This window comes from Embleya sp. L77, from assembly GCF_055557415.1.
Genome location: NZ_CM145709.1, coordinates 3,596,801 through 3,612,454 on the forward strand (window position 1 = coordinate 3,596,801; position 15,654 = coordinate 3,612,454).

A 15,654-nucleotide genomic window follows, 5' to 3' on the forward strand; every position below is an offset into this window, starting at 1 on the left:
CAGCCTTTGGCCATGCGGTCGTTGCCGCGATGTGCGCGCACGGTTGGCGTGAAGCGAGCCCGCGTTTCTACCGGCCCGATCTCGCGCTCGACACCGGTGAGTTGTTCACCTTCATCGGCGCCACCCAGGCCGACGACTGGAACGAACTCCTCAGCCTCTACGGAAACGACCCCGACGCCGCGCAGTACGGATTCGCGAAGCGGCTGGACCAAGCCATCGCGACCGACGGCGTACTCGATGTCCTGCACAAAGGCGTCAAAGACCGCGGCGTTCTGATTAAGGTCGCATACTTCCGACCCAACCTGGTCACCTCCGAGTCCGTCATGGCCAACTACCGGGCGAACCGGCTCACCGTCGTCCGCGAACTCGCCTACGCCACCAAGCAGGCCGACGCCGGCAATCGGCTCGACCTCACCCTCTTCCTCAACGGCATCCCCCTCGCCACGGCCGAGTTGAAGAACCCGCTCACCGGTCAAGGCGTCGAACACGCCAAGCGGCAATACCGCGAGGATCGGGACCCGACCGAGGTCATCTTCACCAAGCGCGTCATCGCGAACTTCGCCATCGACCCCGATTTGGTCTTCGTCGCCACGCAACTGCGCGGCGCAAAGACCAAGTTCCTGCCTTTCAACACCGGTTCGGACGGTCCGGGCAAGCCGGGTGGCGCGGGGAACCCGGCACCGACGAGCGGCCAGTACGCCACGTCGTACCTGTGGGAACAGATCTGGCAGCCGGACACCTGGCTCGACCTGCTGGACCGCTTCGTGCATCAGCACAAGACTAAGTCCGGCAAGGTCACGATCTTCCCCCGCTACCACCAGTGGGACGTTGTCAAGAAACTCGCGGCGCACGCCGCGTATCACGGGCCCGGCCACCAGTACTTGATCATGGCTTCGGCCGGATCCGGCAAGTCCAACACCATTGGCTGGCTCGCGCACCGGCTCACCTCGCTGCACACGCCCAACGACCCGGCCTCGCTCTCCCCGGAAGCCTTGGCCAACGGTGTCAAGCCGGGCAGCCCGGTCTTCGACAAGATCATCATCATCACTGATCGCCGCAACCTCGACGCTCAACTACGCGAAACGGTCGGCAGTTTCGAGAAGACCGCCGGCCTGGTCGTGAAGATCGACGAGAAACATGGTGCGAAGTCCGAGCAGCTTGCACGGGCGCTCTCCCGTGAGACCGGGAAGATCGTTACGGTCACGCTGCACACCTTCCCTGCCCTCATGGACTACCTCCGGCGCAACCCGACGGAGATCCAGGGCAACAAGTTCGCGGTCGTCATCGACGAGGCTCATTCCTCACAGTCCGGCGACGCCGCAACCGCCGTGCGCACCACCCTGCGCGACCTGGGTCTCGACGCGGATGCCGACGACGACGGCGCGGTGTCCGTCCAGGCCGATCCGGCAAGCAGTGGCGCAGGGGCCGACACCGCCACCAAGCTCAAGAAGAAGGCTCTGCAGCGCAGCCGCAGCAAGGACCTCTCCTACTTCTCGTTCACCGCGACACCCAAGGCGAAGACTCTCGAACTCTTCGGGACCCTCGACGACATCAACGGCGAGGCCACGTATCGACCGTTCCACACCTACTCGATGCGCCAGGCCATCGAAGAGGGCTTCATCCTCGACCCGCTGCGCAACTACGTCACATACAGCACGTACTGGAAGCTGGTCAACGAGAATCCGGACGACCGCGAGGTCGATCCCTCCCGGGCCAACTCTCTGCTCGCCCGATACGCGCTCACCCACGACTCGACCGTGGCCCAGCATGCCCAAGTGATCGTCGAGCACTTCACGACCCATACCAAGGGCCGCCTCAGTGGGCGCGCCAAGGCGATGGTGGTGACCGCGTCCCGACACAGCGCGGTGCAGATGGCTCGCGCGATCAAGCAGTACATCGGCGATCGTGGCTACCAGGGCCCGGGAGTGCTGGTCGCGTTTTCGGGGACGCTCACGTACGACGGCGAGGAAGTCACCGAGTCCAAGGAGAACGGCGGCCTGCCGGAAAGTGCCCTGCCCAAGGCGTTCGGGTACACGCGCGCCGACGACAAGGCCATACGCGCGGGCGGTTCCGGGCAACGGGAGTACCGCATCCTCGTCGTCGCCGAGAAGTACCAGACCGGTTTCGACCAGCCGCTTCTGACGACGATGTACGTCAACAAGAAACTCACCGGAATCTCCGCTGTCCAGACCCTCTCGCGGCTGAACCGGACGGCCGACAACAAATCGCAGAGCGACCTGGCCGTCCTCGATTTCGTGAACGACGCCGAAGACATACAGGACTCGTTCCGGCCCTTCTTCGAAGAGGCCATGGCGTTGCCCTCCGACCCCAATCTGCTCTACACCGCACAGAGCAAGGTGATGTCCGCGCCGATCCTCGTCGACCGAGAGATGGACGACTTCGCTGCCGCGTACCTCGAAGCCGAGGAGAAGGCTGGCGGCTCGCGAGCCAAGTGGGAACGGCTGCACGCCGACCTCTACCGGCATCTCAGCCCGGCTGTCGCCCGCTTCACCGAACTCGTCGACAGCCACGAGGAGAGCGACCGCGAAGCCGCGGACGAATTCCGGGCCGACCTGACCGACTACGTCCGCAAGTATGGATTCCTCGCGCAGATCGTCCCGTATCAGGACGCCGACCTCGAACGGCTCCACCTGTACGGCCGACACCTGCTCAACCGGCTTCCGCGACGCGCCGACGGCGGTGTGGACATCGGCGAGATCGATCTGTCGCACATGCGGGTGGAGAAGACCGGCGAGTACGACGTCAGCCTGACGGCCGAAGGCGCGGCGCTGCTGCGCGGATTCGGCGACGGCTCGGGCGGTGCACACGACGACGAGAAGTCGCTGCTGTCGGAATTGATCGCGAAGTTCAACGATAAGTTCGGCACGGACTTCACAGAGAAGGACGTCATCGAGCCCTTCGAGGAGGCGGTGGCGGATCACCGGGTCCGGCTGGCCGCGGTCGCGAACAGCGACATGTCGAACTTCGGGGTTGTCTTCGACGAGGTATTCGAGGACAAAATGGCCGACCACATCGACACGATCGCCGGCATGGGTCGACGGTACTTCGGCCAGGATGGGAGCTTCCGCAGCTCGCTCAACCAGAGCGCCCGCAGCGCCGCATGGAACCTCATCCGCCGCCAAGAGGGCATCGACGACGTGGCCTGACGGTCATGCACCCGAGTCGAGATTTGCGAGCCCCCATTCGGCGGGATTCGCGGATCGCGACGGCGCGGATCGGCCTTGGGGACGCGGCCCGAGGCTGGACGTCGATCACCACTCCCACAGCACCTGTTCCAACAATCTGGTAAGCAGCACCATCAGTCGCGGAAACGAGCGGGGGCACGATGCCGACTGAACCAATCGCCGGACGCTACGAGTTGATCAAGGAGATGAGTTCCGGCGGCATGGGCACTGTGTGGCGGGGCTATGACGCCGTCCTCGACCGCCCCGTCGCGGTGAAGCTGATTCGCGGCGACGTGATCCGTTCCGCGCAGCACGCCGAGGAGCTGGCGGAGCGGTTCCGCCATGAAGCCCGGATCACTGCGCGCATCCAGCACCACGGCGTGCCGCAGGTGTACGACGCGGTGCTGGAGCACGACTTCGACCGGCTGTACCTGGTGATGGAGCTCGTACGGGGCAAACCGCTCACGGCGTTCATCCAGCAACCCCAGCCGGTGCCGGTCTCGTGGGCTGCCGCCATCGGGGCCCAGATCGCCACGGTGCTCTCGCACGCCCATGCCGTGCCGGTCGTGCACCGCGACCTGAAGCCGAGCAACATCATGGTGACCGCTGACGGAACGGTGAAGGTCCTCGACTTCGGTATCGCCCGTGTACTGGGTACGGATGTCATGCGGTTGACGTCCACGGGCATACCAATCGGCACTCCTCACTACATGTCGCCCGAACAGGTACGGGGGCTGCGCAATATCACCCCGAGGGCAGATCTGTACTCGCTTGGCTGCTTGCTGCACGAACTCATCAGCGGCGAAATGCCGTTCGTCGGTGGCATGACCGACGTCTGGCTGCACCACCTCAATACCGCTCCCAAGCCCCTGCGCCAGTTGCGCCCGGACACGCCGGCGGGGTTGGAAGACTTGGTGCTGCGCCTGCTGGCAAAGGCCCCTGAGGAGCGGCCCGCCGACGCGTACGAGGTGTACGAGTGCCTGCTGCCGTTCCTGCCGCAGCCGGGCTCTGCCGAACCTGCACATGCGGGCGAAGCTCCGGACGGCATGCCGGACCCCACGTACGTGTACCGCCACCCGAATGCTCCTCGGCGCCGGACGCAGACGGCCACCGTGCTTCCGCCCGAGGCGCTGGTCAACCCAGACAGCCACGCGGTTGCGGTGCCTAACACCGAGCTGCGCGACGCGATTCGGGACGTGTACGCCCAATCGGACGAGTTGCTGGAGCAAGGCCGGTACGCCCAGGCCGCCGACCTGCTCCAGGAAGTGGTCGTCACGGCTGCCGAAGGGCTCGGAGCCGAGAACACTCGCGTGCTCAAGCTGCGCACCCGGTTGGCGGCCGTGCTGGTCGTCGGCGGTGAACCGAGGCGGGCGCTGCCGGAGTTCGTGGCGCTCGCGGACGCTTTCTCCCGCACCCAAGGGCCGACAAGCGCCGACGCCATCGAGTGCCGCCGCCAAGCCGCCTACTGCCGCGCGGAGCTGGGGCAGGTGACCGTCGCGATCAAGGAGTTCGAGCACGTACTCGTTCAGGTGAGCGCACGCGAGGGCGACGTGTCCGAGACCGCAGTGGCCGTACGGCGCGATCTCGGCCTGCTGCTGGTCTCTGCGGGTGAAGGCGAGCGGGGCGAGCAGGTCTGGCAGGCCTTGTACGACGACCTGTGCATCCTGCGCGGCCCGACCGATCCGGCCACCGTGGAGGTGGCGGAGCTCCTGGAGCGTCTGCGGAAGACAGGCTGACTCCGCGGCATATGCGTGTGATCAGACGATGAACTGACGATCACCCCTTCGGTGTTGCCAGGCTTCCAGCCCGCGACATGCTTTCGTATGCCTATCGAGTGAAAGTTGATTGACAGTGCTTTCACTGTCTGCTTCACTGGAGTTGCTTTCATTGGGGCCGCCTCGCAGAGCTTGCTCTCAAGCCCCATGCACACGCCGACCCGTCCCCGCACTGCCTGCGGGGTTCCAGGAGGTGCACCGTGTCCAAGCCCAAAAACAGCAACAACCGCCAGACCCGCCCCGTGACCCCGCGCTGGCGTCGCGAGGAGCGCCGCCGGAGGAAGTACGCGCCGAAGGCCACCCCGGAGCGCCAATGCGCCACCGGCAAGCGGCGGTTCATCGACCGCGCCACCGCCGAGTACGTCATCCAGGTCATCCGCTACCGCGGCGAGGACACCGGCCAGGGGAAGCCGGAGCGCGCGTACGAGTGCGGCTTGTGCGGCGGGTGGCACCTGACATCCCAGCCGCTGCGCAAGCCTCGAAACATGCCGTAGGGGCGGGCGGACCGGCGGAGGAGAGGGCCCTTCCGAGCTATTGCACGGTGTGGGGCGCGACTGCCGCGCCCTGATATGTGTGTGATGTCAGCAGACGGTCCACGAGGACGCGACGCTGCACTCGGAGTTCGGGTGTTCGGTCGCCGAGGCCCTTGCGCTCGCTTGCGCGCACCCCAACGCTCAATGTGGCGGATTGAATGGCTTGGACCGCGAGGAACTTCGGCCCGTTCGTCAGCTCTACGGCGGGCGCGGGCAGGCTGCCAAGCCGGCCCGCGCCCGCAGTTCGCGCGGCGAGACGTTCATCAGAACGACCACCCGCAGCATGCTCAGCGCTACGGAGCCGGGTATGTGGTCGAGGTCGTCCGCGTACGGGCGCTGTGCTAGGTGTAGAGGCAGGCAGGCGATCCCACCTCCGTGGCCCACGAGCAAGACTCGCCGTGCGGGGCCGCCGCAGAGGCTATCCCACGGTGCGACGTAGCGGGCCTGCACCTCCTCGCTCGTTTCCCCGCCTGGCGCGCGATGGCGGTGGATTGGCGCGCTTGCTCGGGACCAACTCGGAGTAGGAGACGCTCAAGGTGCCGATTGCCCCGAAGTTAAGATGCCGATGATTGTCGATCAGGGGGACGCAGCATGGGGGACATCGAGAGGCCCGAGCTACTGCCGGACTGCGACGTGCCAGCTCGCCGCAGAGAGCCAGATAATCTCATCCTGACCTGTCTGGTCCGTTTGGCCGATGGCTCACTCGGTGACAACTGGCGGATCTCCAGCTTGCAGGCGTGCGAGATACGCGGAGGGGCGGCCCTGGCCGCGGCCTCGTTCATGGTCCTCGCCCCTGGTGCCTGGCACGAGGACTTGCAGCGCATCCTGCGAATGTCCGGAGTCCGTGTCGACCGGCCGCCGTACACCTACGCCGAGTACACCGTCGGCCTCTGCTATGTCGCGGGCGCCAAGGGTCTTCCGTCAGGACTGCGTCACCGGGCAGTCGACACGCTGGTGCACCGGGCAGATGCTGTGGGATACGCGGAGGCGCGAAACCTGCTGCCCAAAAACGGCTGGGGCTGGTTGGCGGACGCGGTGCGTGAGGGGTGGGCGGTATGGACCGCCGGCATCTTCGCAAACGACGAGACCGCCCCGCTCACGACACGCGTGAGGGTCGGCCTGGCCCTCGCCGAGTACGAGCACCCGACTGGCTACGTACCTGCGGCGGTGGAACAACTTGTAGCGCACCCTGAAGCCGCGAGCGCGGACCGTCTCGCGCTGGCGACAGCCGTGGCGCAGCGCGCGCCCAAGGATGCGACGAGTTTGCTGTGCTGCCTCGCATCGGACTCGATTGTCCGGGCTGGGCACCGGATGCGGGCCATCGAACTGCTGGACGAGATCGACCCGGCGAAGGCCGAGAAGATGCGGGCCTTGCAGACGCGCCTTCCGTCCGCCCGGGTGGCTCGTGACAGCCGCCGAGAAGCCGTCGAGCGCGCAGAGCACGAGGCAGCAGCCCAGCGGGAGCGGGAGACTCCCGAAGCCGCAGTGGGCCGGCTTGATTCCAGAATTGAGGAGATTCTGGCTGATCTTCGCAGTCGCGGCTCGGCAGACTGGCTGGCCGATAATCTCGATGTCCACATCGCGGAGACTGATTGGTCTGGTGTTGCTCAGGACATCGCCGATATCAGCGGCCTGGTCCGTGATGAAGACATCGAATCCTCCCTTCGCCTGCTGGAGGTGCTCACCCAGATCAGGTATGGCGACGAGACAGGCACGACGCCGAACACTTCCGGCGACGTTTCGGGTAACCAGCACTTCCCTCAGCTGACTCGGAAGGAATTGGAACAGTACGCGCGCACGGAGGCAGAGCGCTCCTGGACGATCTGGCGAGAACTCGTAAAAAAATACGATTGGAATGACAACCGGCTCGATGAAATCGCCGATCAGATCAACGAAGTGAACGAGAACGTGGGCAGTTTAATCTGTCAGAAAGCCGGCGATCACTTGCGAGAACTCCAGCAGTACCTGGTCTGGGAGCTCTGGCCTGCTCTTGTCGAGGCTGCAGAGGGGAGAGGCTATGACGCCGCTCGAGGCCACCTGGCGACGGCACGACTCCTCTCGGCCGAGGCAGAGCGGGCCGAGGCATTGTGGAAGCAGACCACAGTCGAGAAGTACTTCTTCGATCCGCTGACCATGTCTTGGCCCCGTGATTTCTGGCTGGTGCTGGAGGAATGGCAGCGAGGGGTAGCCGGGCGGTGAGACAGGAAGATGCTTAAGCCCCGCGTCACAGGGCGGGAACTTTGGTAGTTCATGGACTACGGGGCACGATCACTTCCCTGGCCACGCGGGCGAAGATGATGTGCAGTGCGAGGACGTCTCGTGGGCCCCTGTCCAGACTCTGTTCGCGCGCCGATGCGTGAATTGCTCGCCCGGCGGTGTCGAACGCGGTTGTCAAGTCGTTGGCGAACACCAATGGCAGGCCTGCCGCAGCGAGATCGCCGACAGGGCCCACGTCCACTGTCATCAGGTGCTGCAATCCGGGAATCATGCCGTGCAGTCGATCCAAGGGTATTTCGGGTGCGAGCGGGCGCAGGGCCTCCACTCGGTACCACACGTCGGCCTGCTCGTTCCATTCCTGACCCGCGCCGTGAAGCAGGGTGCCGTACAGCTTCACGGACATCTCTCGTCGTCCGATCATCTGGTCGCACGGCGTGGCGGCGTTGTGTCGCTTCAGGAAGTCGAGGATGCCTCGGCTGTCTTCGTGGAACAGTCGATGGGCAATGACCATGGCCTTGCGTCCACCGACCGCCAGGGCTTCAGGCTCGTAGATGGTGCCCGCCCGCCACTGCACGATCAGGCCCCGCGATACGAGGTCATCAAGTGAGTGCACCAGCCAGAGCCCGATCTCGGCGAGGGCGACGGCAGGTCCAGCGCGCAAGCGGAAACGCCACCACGGAGATTTGTGGGTGAACCACCAAGCCGTGATGGTGCGGTTCGTCTCTGCCCGCCGTATGAGCGGGCGCAGGCCCCTCACGGTGAGTGTCGAGTCAGACATCGGGGACGAAGCCATCAGCGCTGTCGCAGGACGCTTTGTTTGAGCGGCGACCTGCAGCACCGTCGTCTGGAACCGAATTCTGCAACCCATCCCATGCCCCGAACTTAAATACGTCCCAGTTGGGTGGAGTCACATTTCGGCGTAGCGTACAAACTGCACTCCCAGGCCGCCGAGCGCGACAGCTTCGAGCACTGATGCAGTGATCAGCAAGGAGGTTGTTGTTCCGCAGGACCAAAACGCCACGAGTGCGGCGAAGGGCACGACAAGGAAGGCTGTCAGATCGACAACGGTTTGCGTGACCTTGCGGGACGTGCGTTTGGGGTCGCTGCGGTGGAAGCTCTCCCAGCCGAAAAGGGGAACGCTGGTGCTGCTGGCCACCTCCAGTCGGGAGGCAAGCTGGGTGCGGATGTAGCGACCGATGGCCGAGATTTTTTCGTCATTGACCAGGTAGGTCCATCCAAGTACGACACATACCAGAGGTAGCGCCAGCATTAGGTTTGGACGCTTGGTTTGCACAGCGAGAGCGGTCACGGCCGTCACCGCGGCGAGCGTCACGTACAGCAGGTTGTCGCGGAAGCCAATCCGCGCCCTCTGTTCGTCTTTGATCTGAGCGTACTCGGCGAGAAGTATCGCGCTTTCACTCAGGTCGCTGCTGTTGGACATGGGTTCTCCTCGGTTTGCGACACGACGTCGATATTTCGTGGTCCCACGGCCTGCCGGATCTACTGTAGGAGCACGAGACAGGTTGCTTCGCGGGGAGACTGCACGGCGCGTCCGTGGAGAGCAAGGGGGCTGTTCATGGATGAGTCATCGGGCAAGGTCGTTGTGCTGACCGCGCTGCCCTTGGAGTACCAGGCGGTGCGCCGCCTTCTACAGGAACCTCAGCGGGTTGATCACGCGGGAACCGTGTTCGAGTGCGGTCGGCTGGCGGACACGCCTTGGACGGTCTGTTTGGGCATCACGGGCGCCGGTAATGTCTCCGCCGCGGCGGTCACTGAGCGGGCTGTCAACTTCTTTCATCCTCAAGCGGTCTTCTTCACCGGGATTGCGGGAGCGCTCAAGTCCGACGTCTGTCCGGGTGATGTAGTGGTTGCTCTTGAGGTTTACTCGTACCAAGGCGGCAAGCAAGATCCGGAGGAATTCAGGGTTCGGTCGCGCAGTTGGGAAGCCACTCACTCTCTCCAGCAGCTCGCCATGTACGTGCATGCCGTCGATACCTGGAGGAGGAGGCTGCCCGAGGCGGCCCGAGTCGCGACGAAGGTGCACTTCAAACCCATCCTTGCGGGTGAGATCGTGGTGAACGCCCCCTCGGAGTCGCAGCTGCGACAGTTTCTGGACCGGAACTACAACGGCGCTGTCGCCGTGGAGATGGAAGGCGCGGGTTTCGCCAGCGCGGCCCACAAAGCCGAAGACGTAGCTCACCTAATGGTTCGGGGGATTAGCGATCAAGCGGACGGGACCAAGCAACACACGGATAGTGTCGGCCTGCAGGAAAGCGCGGCTCACCATGCGGCCCTGTTCCTGGCGGAGGTGATTGCCCAGTTGCGACCTGCGAATGCCCCGGCTCACTTCGCGCAGCCTTCCACGTTGAAAGAGACAAGCGGGGAGCTGACCTGGCGGACGCTTGATCGGCCAGCCGAAGTTCTGTGGCACAAGGACCTCGTGGACTTGGGAGGCTTTGGGAGCCCACCAGCCTTGCTGGAGATCCACTTGGTGCCCGTTCCGAATCAGGACCGGGTGCCCGCGCTGCGCATGCGACACCTCGGTGACGAGCTGGTGATCCTGGGCCGCTCCAAGGGGTTGTTCTCCGCAACCCAACATGTCGAGGTCCGCAGCACGGCCGAAGTGGCGATAGCTGCTGTTACCGACTCGCGGGGCACTTGGTCCGGACTTGCGATGACCCGGTCCGGTCAGCGAAGTGCATGGGAGTCGCTCCCGAAGCCCGGCCTCACGTATGTGCTTGATGAGGAGAACACCTGTGATCGGATCGCAGAACTCATGATGGTGTTGCAGATCATCGAGGGGCCCGGGGCCCCCTCCTATGCTCCGGCAGTCGGTATCGACAAAACGATGCTCGTAACGGTCGAACGCCTTAGCCAGGTCAACCCTCAGCGATCCGTTGGGCTGCGCGTCACAAACGTACCGGTCCGAGTTGAGCCCGAAGAGGCCGTCGTGGCTGACTCCGTGACTCGACATGGAACCGAGCTAGCCCAGGAATTGACCGCGCGACTGCTCTACGCGTTCAAATCCGAAGGCCAATGAAAGCTCTCATCGTCCGCTGGGCCGGTCAAGATATACGCGCGTCTTCAAGTCAACGTTGGATGACTTCGACTCAGTCGCAGCGCGGCTAGTTACTCCGGTGTCGGGTGGTCAGAATTGGAGAGGCTGAGGCGTCAGGTGTTCGGTTGCGTGGGCTCCGGTCTAAAGGTCGACAAGTTCGTGTAGCTGGCCCACTCGGTCACCGCGTGTGCCAGGCGCGTCTTCCAGTCCTGTGGGTCGTTGGCCGGGATCCTTGTCCAGAGCTGCGCGCACGCCTGGGCGAAAACTGCGGTCGCTCGGCCGAGCCACGGCCCAAGCGGGAAGTTCGGGCAGAGCCGACTGGTTTGCGTCGTGGGCGGGATGAACGGCGTCGATGAGCCTGGTGATCAGATACGACGTATCCGTCCATGCCGGACCGGCCGTGGGCCACGCCCAGTCGATGAGCAGCGCGCGCTCGTTCGAGACGAGCACGTTGTGTGGCGCGCAGTCCGTGTGGAGCAGCGCGTTCCCACGAAGCAGCGCGCTAGTCTTCCTTCACGTACGACGCGAAGCGCTCGTTGAGGCGTTTGAGGGCTACGTCCGGCAGCGGGATCTCGCTCAGGCGTCGCAGGACGGCCGCGACGCGCGGGAGGTCGGGTGATCCGGGTGCGAAGTCCGCGTGCCGACCGCGGACGGCCTCGAAGCCGAGGAGGCTCCAGCCGCCCGTTTCGAGGCGCCAGAGCAGCCGCGGAGAGATGGCGACGACGTACGGGTTGATCATCGCCTCCTGCTCCCGGGTGCGTACCTGTCCGCGGCCGGAGGGGATGCCCTTGAGGAACACCTCGCCGTCAGGCATGTGCAGGAGGGTGGCGATGCCGGAGTTGACGCCCTCGGAGGCGGTGATCGCCTTCAGCACCGAGCCGGTCCGGGCCTCCACGGCGTGTCGGACTGCTGAGGGAAGGTCGTCCCAATCGATCCGGGGCATGGATAAGCGAGGGCTCCTTGGGCGGACGTCGGGCCGCACCGTGCAGAACCGGGCGGCCCGAGTGCTGGCGACACGGAGCCCGTCAGTAGGGCTGGTCGTCGTCGGCGCTGCAACTGGATCTCGTGGACTCTACGAGTTCGTCCAGGCTGAGCACGACCTCCAAGCCCGGGAAACCGGCGAAACGACACGTTCGGGTCAGTCTTGCCACAGGCTCTGCTGTGATGGGTAGCCTGCTGCGGGTGACCGAAGAGGCTGCGGGCGTGGTGCTGTTCTCCCACCTTGAAGACGATCAGGAGTTCTTGACCCGTGCATTCGGGCTGGGCGCGATTCGTCGGACGGTGCACCTGGCCGAGGGCCTGATGAACCGGAATTGGCGGGTCGATTCCGATGTCGGCCGGTTCGTGCTGAAGCAGGTGCTGGACGTGCCGTTCGCGACGGCTCGTCGCAATCTCGCCGTTGTGGCTCGCCTTGACGAGGGCGGCATCCCGGTGTGCCCGGCGACGCCTTCTTGCAAGGGTGACCTGGTGGTCGAGATCGGGAACCGCGGGTATTGCCTGTTTCCGTGGGTTGAGGGTGAGCATCGGCACGGCACGGATCTCGACACCAAGCAGGCAACCGACTTGGGTACTCTGCTCGGCCACATCCACTCCGCGTTGGACGAGGCGGACATCTTTGGGGCGTTGCCAGCGAAGCCCAACTCTGTCCGGGCGTCGGTGGATTCGCCGTGGGATGCGTTGGCCGAGGCTGATCGGTTTCTCGGCGTCGTGGCGGCCATGGATGAGCCCGGTGCTTTCGACCGACGGGTGGTTGAGCTGCTGGAGCAGCGCAAGGTCTTGATCGAGAAGTACGCGGTCTCCAGGCCGGGCGATGATCTGCCGCTGGGTCCGCTCGGGTGGGTGCACGGGGACTTTCAGCACCTGAACGTGCTGTGGGGCGACGAGGGCGTGGTCGCGGTCCTGGACTGGGATCGGATCCGGGTGAAGTCCTTCGGTGAGGAGGTCGCTCGCTCGGCGACGCTGTTGTTCGGCCGCGAGGCCGGTGACCCGGACTTGGAGCGGGTCGCGGCGTTCGTGGCTGGCTATCGGTCGGTGGTGCCGATCGGTGAGGCGGAGCTGGCGGATGCGGTGGAGCGGTTGTGGTGGAAGCGCATGTGCGACTTCTGGCAGCTCGTCTTCCACTACGATCGCGCCAACCACACCACCGATCATCTGTTCTTCTCGGCGACAGACTTCCTGCACTGGTGGACGGCCCATCGCGACGAGGTCCAGGTCGCGTTCGCCGATTCCTAGAAGTGCAGCATCTCGCGGACGCCCCGATGCGCCTGGGCGTCCACAAGGGCTGAGTTGGCGTCGTCGAGTGAGCGGCCCGATGTGACGAGCAGCCAGGTCAGTGCTCATTTGGCCGGTGAGGGCAAGCTGCGCGTACCGCAGGATGTCGGTGCGGGTGCGCACCGAGCCTATGACGGTACCGACGAGCTTGCGGCCTTGGCGCAACAGGCGTCCCGGGATGGGGATATCGGTGCGGGGCGACATCATCCCGAGCACGGTGGCTTGACCGGCCGGGCGGAGCATCGCGAGCGCCTGCGCGGCGGTCGCGGCTTGTCCGACGGCTTCGATGGCATGGTCGACACCGCAGTCGGAGGGCTTGAGGACGGCTTGGACGATCGGTGTGGCCGTGGGATCGAGGGTGTCGGCGGCGGTCTTTATGGCGTTTCTGCCACGCCCTTCGCGACGACTCTTACAGGGGCATGATCATCTCCCGTGCCGCGCGGGCGAGGATGCTTTGCGCTGTGGACGGCACGCCCATGCGGTTCCAAGAAAAGATGATGTGAAGCGCGAGAACGTCCCGCAAACCCCTATCCAGACTTCCCCCGTGCGCCAATGTCCGAAGCGCTCGGCCAGAGGCGTCGAACGCGCTTGCCCAGTCAGCGGCGAACGCCAATGGCGCGTCGGCTGCGGCGAGATCGCTGGAGGGGCCCACGTCCACTGTCATCAGGCGCTGCAACCCGGGCTTCAGACCGTGTAGCCGGTCCAGAGATGTGTCGGCCGGAAGCGGGCGCAGGGCCTCCACTCGGTGCCACACGTCGGCCTGTTCGTTCCATTCCTGGCCCGCGCCGCGAAGCAGAGCGCTGTACAGCATTACGGACATCTCTCGACGCCCGATCACCTGACCGGATGGGGTGGCGGCGTTGTGCCGCTTCAGGAAGTCGACGATGCCTCGGCTGTCTTCGTGGAACAGTCGATGGGCAATGACCATGGCCTTGCGCCCTCCGAACGCCAAGGCTTCGGGCTCGTAGATGGTGCCCGTTCGCCACTGCACGATCAGGCCCCGCGATACGAGTTCGTCGAGTGAGTGCCCCAGCCAGGACCCGATCTCGGCGCGGGCGACGGTGGGTCCGGTGCGCAAGCGGAAGCGCCACCATGGAGATTTGCGGGTGAACCACCAAGCCGTAATGGCGTGGTTCGATTCCGCACGCCGTATGAGCGGGCCCAGGCGGGCGGCCGTGGTCTCGGCCGTGGTCCGGTCGGCGAACTCGATGTGGACTTGGTGCCAATCGCAGGGATCCGCCTGGGCGGTCAGTGCTCTGAGTCCGGCGGCGCGGTACGTCTGGACGGCGTCGGCGAGGTCGTCGGGTCGTATGTCCGCTGCCACCGCCGCGTGGTCGGGCGGGGTGCCTGCGAGGACGGCGAGGACGGCCTTCTCCAGAGCATGTGCTGTGGGTGGCTCGGGGCCTGGAGAGGGGCTCAGGTGATCAGGAGGCACGCGTCCCATCCTGTGTCGGGTGACGTGGCGTGCGCGGCGGTGTGTAGGGCGAGCGCGACACCGGCGTTGCCGTCCAGAAGTCCGCGCATCTCGCTCGGGCGAGCGTGAACCGCGAGGCTGTCGATCAGGTAGGGCAGCTGAGCTGCCAGCGCGGGCGAGTCTGCGTCCTGGGCAACTCGGTGGACCGTTTGGACGAGACCGGCCCATCCGTGGCAGAGACCCGTCTCCGTGACGCGCGCGAGTTGGGTGGGATCGGACAGGCAGTCGAGAAGGGCCTGTTCGGCGGCGGCTTGTCGGCCGGTGTCGTCGGTGGCGATGGCGGCAAGTTGTTGGGCGCGGGCGAGTCCTGGGGTTCCGTAACACCAGGATGGGCGGAGCGGCCCGGGCTGTGTGGTGCGGCCGGTGTGCAGTTCGTCGCGGGTGATCCACTGTGGCCACCACGTGCCGTGGTCGTCGGTTTGACGGCAGGTGTCAAGCCACGCGCCGATCGTTTCGATGGCGTCGGTCTGGCCCTCGACTCGTGCGCCGCGGCGTTGGGCGAGGGATAGGAGCGCCAATGGGCCAGCGATGCCGTGTGCGATTCCTTGGTTGCCGTGGCCGCCGGCGAATTCGGGGGACGTCTTGAACGAGGGGTCATGGTACGTCCACCAGCCCGGCAGCTGTTGGTCGCCGTCGTGTACGGGCTTGGTGAGGCGGACCAAGTACGTCAGGACGCGCTCCAAGGCGTCACCGGTGGGGTCGCGCCGGAGTAGGTGTGCGCCGATGCCGGTGAGGCCGTAGATGAGGTCGAACTCGCCGAGGGATGGCAGTTTTTTGCGGTCGATGCGGGCGTGGGCGAGGTCCACGCGGCGGTGGGCCAAGGCGGTGACGTGTCCGTCGAGGTCGGATAGGGCGAGCCGGTATCTGTCGGTGTCGCCGGCGGCTGTGTGGAGCACGAAAGCCAGGGCCGGGGCACCGAGGAACAGCCCGGCGTCGCCGGCCGCGCTTGTGGGCGTGCTTGCGGCGTCTCTCAGCCAGGCGTGGGCGGTTGCCCAACCGCCAGCCGCAGCGCGAGCGCGTACAACGTGTAGCAGTGCGATCCCGACGGCGCCTTGGGCCAGCGACTGTTCGCGCCCTCGACGTTCACGTGTGGGATCGGCGAGGCGTTCCGCGATGCTCGCCGCAGCGCTGTCGAGCGCGG

Annotated in this window: 13 protein-coding genes and 1 pseudogene; 6 read left to right on the forward strand and 8 right to left on the reverse strand. The window is 65.4% G+C overall.

The window, feature by feature from the left end:
• The first annotated feature begins 29 nt into the window (after positions 1–29).
• The 3 genes from ACZOOI_RS15385 to ACZOOI_RS15395 all read left to right on the forward strand — a co-directional run bounded on the left by ACZOOI_RS15385 (position 30) and on the right by ACZOOI_RS15395 (position 5,454).
• Positions 30–3,167, forward strand: a complete 3,138-nt coding sequence (locus tag ACZOOI_RS15385) for a type I restriction endonuclease subunit R (protein WP_465281201.1) — start codon at positions 30–32, stop codon at positions 3,165–3,167.
• A 179-nt stretch (positions 3,168–3,346) separates the two neighbouring features.
• Positions 3,347–4,921, forward strand: a complete 1,575-nt coding sequence (locus tag ACZOOI_RS15390; protein ID WP_465276407.1) for a serine/threonine-protein kinase — start codon at positions 3,347–3,349, stop codon at positions 4,919–4,921.
• Between the two features lie 239 nt (positions 4,922–5,160).
• A complete protein-coding gene (locus tag ACZOOI_RS15395) occupies positions 5,161–5,454 on the forward strand; it encodes a hypothetical protein (protein WP_465276408.1) in 294 nt (97 codons plus the stop codon).
• A gap of 237 nt (positions 5,455–5,691) precedes the next feature.
• On the opposite strand, the gene ACZOOI_RS15400 is transcribed toward ACZOOI_RS15395, so the two are convergent.
• Positions 5,692–5,985 carry a histidine phosphatase family protein gene (locus ACZOOI_RS15400; protein WP_465281202.1) on the reverse strand — a complete coding sequence of 98 codons (294 nt, stop codon included), beginning with the start codon at positions 5,983–5,985 and terminating at the stop codon, positions 5,692–5,694.
• A 99-nt stretch (positions 5,986–6,084) separates the two neighbouring features.
• Between ACZOOI_RS15400 and ACZOOI_RS15405 the strand changes: the two genes are divergently transcribed.
• Complete coding sequence (locus ACZOOI_RS15405; protein ID WP_465276409.1) at positions 6,085–7,692, forward strand: hypothetical protein; 1,608 nt, start codon at positions 6,085–6,087, stop codon at positions 7,690–7,692.
• Between the two features lie 49 nt (positions 7,693–7,741).
• Here ACZOOI_RS15405 and ACZOOI_RS15410 read toward each other — a convergent pair whose 3' ends face one another.
• Both ACZOOI_RS15410 and ACZOOI_RS15415 read right to left on the reverse strand, forming a co-directional pair.
• Positions 7,742–8,548: a thiopeptide-type bacteriocin biosynthesis protein gene (locus tag ACZOOI_RS15410; protein ID WP_465276410.1), complete on the reverse strand. Its 807-nt coding sequence runs from the start codon at positions 8,546–8,548 to the stop codon at positions 7,742–7,744.
• Positions 8,549–8,617: 69 nt separating this feature from the next.
• Complete coding sequence (locus tag ACZOOI_RS15415) at positions 8,618–9,151, reverse strand: hypothetical protein (protein WP_465276411.1); 534 nt, start codon at positions 9,149–9,151, stop codon at positions 8,618–8,620.
• Between the two features lie 135 nt (positions 9,152–9,286).
• On the opposite strand from ACZOOI_RS15415, the gene ACZOOI_RS15420 reads away from it, so the two are divergent.
• Positions 9,287–10,750: a 5'-methylthioadenosine/S-adenosylhomocysteine nucleosidase family protein gene (locus tag ACZOOI_RS15420; RefSeq protein ID WP_465276412.1), complete on the forward strand. Its 1,464-nt coding sequence runs from the start codon at positions 9,287–9,289 to the stop codon at positions 10,748–10,750.
• Positions 10,751–10,909: 159 nt separating this feature from the next.
• On the opposite strand, the gene ACZOOI_RS15425 is transcribed toward ACZOOI_RS15420, so the two are convergent.
• Both ACZOOI_RS15425 and ACZOOI_RS15430 read right to left on the reverse strand, forming a co-directional pair.
• Positions 10,910–11,266 carry a phosphotransferase gene (locus ACZOOI_RS15425; protein ID WP_465281203.1) on the reverse strand — a complete coding sequence of 119 codons (357 nt, stop codon included), beginning with the start codon at positions 11,264–11,266 and terminating at the stop codon, positions 10,910–10,912.
• Between the two features lie 4 nt (positions 11,267–11,270).
• Positions 11,271–11,711, reverse strand: a complete 441-nt coding sequence (locus ACZOOI_RS15430; RefSeq protein WP_465276413.1) for a hypothetical protein — start codon at positions 11,709–11,711, stop codon at positions 11,271–11,273.
• 221 nt (positions 11,712–11,932) lie between these two features.
• Between ACZOOI_RS15430 and ACZOOI_RS15435 the strand changes: the two genes are divergently transcribed.
• Positions 11,933–13,000 carry a phosphotransferase gene (locus ACZOOI_RS15435; protein ID WP_465276414.1) on the forward strand — a complete coding sequence of 356 codons (1,068 nt, stop codon included), beginning with the start codon at positions 11,933–11,935 and terminating at the stop codon, positions 12,998–13,000.
• A gap of 216 nt (positions 13,001–13,216) precedes the next feature.
• On the opposite strand, the pseudogene ACZOOI_RS15440 reads toward ACZOOI_RS15435, so the two are convergent.
• The 3 genes and pseudogenes from ACZOOI_RS15440 to ACZOOI_RS15450 all read right to left on the reverse strand — a co-directional run.
• Positions 13,217–13,417, reverse strand: a pseudogene (locus ACZOOI_RS15440) (hypothetical protein); the annotation flags it as partial.
• A gap of 31 nt (positions 13,418–13,448) precedes the next feature.
• A complete protein-coding gene (locus ACZOOI_RS15445; RefSeq protein ID WP_465276415.1) occupies positions 13,449–14,474 on the reverse strand; it encodes a thiopeptide-type bacteriocin biosynthesis protein in 1,026 nt (341 codons plus the stop codon).
• Entirely contained in the window at positions 14,456–15,628 is a 1,173-nt protein-coding gene (locus ACZOOI_RS15450; RefSeq protein WP_465281204.1) for a lanthionine synthetase C family protein, read from the reverse strand. Before ACZOOI_RS15450 ends, ACZOOI_RS15445 begins: the two co-directional genes overlap by 19 nt.
• Positions 15,629–15,654: the final 26 nt, after the last annotated feature.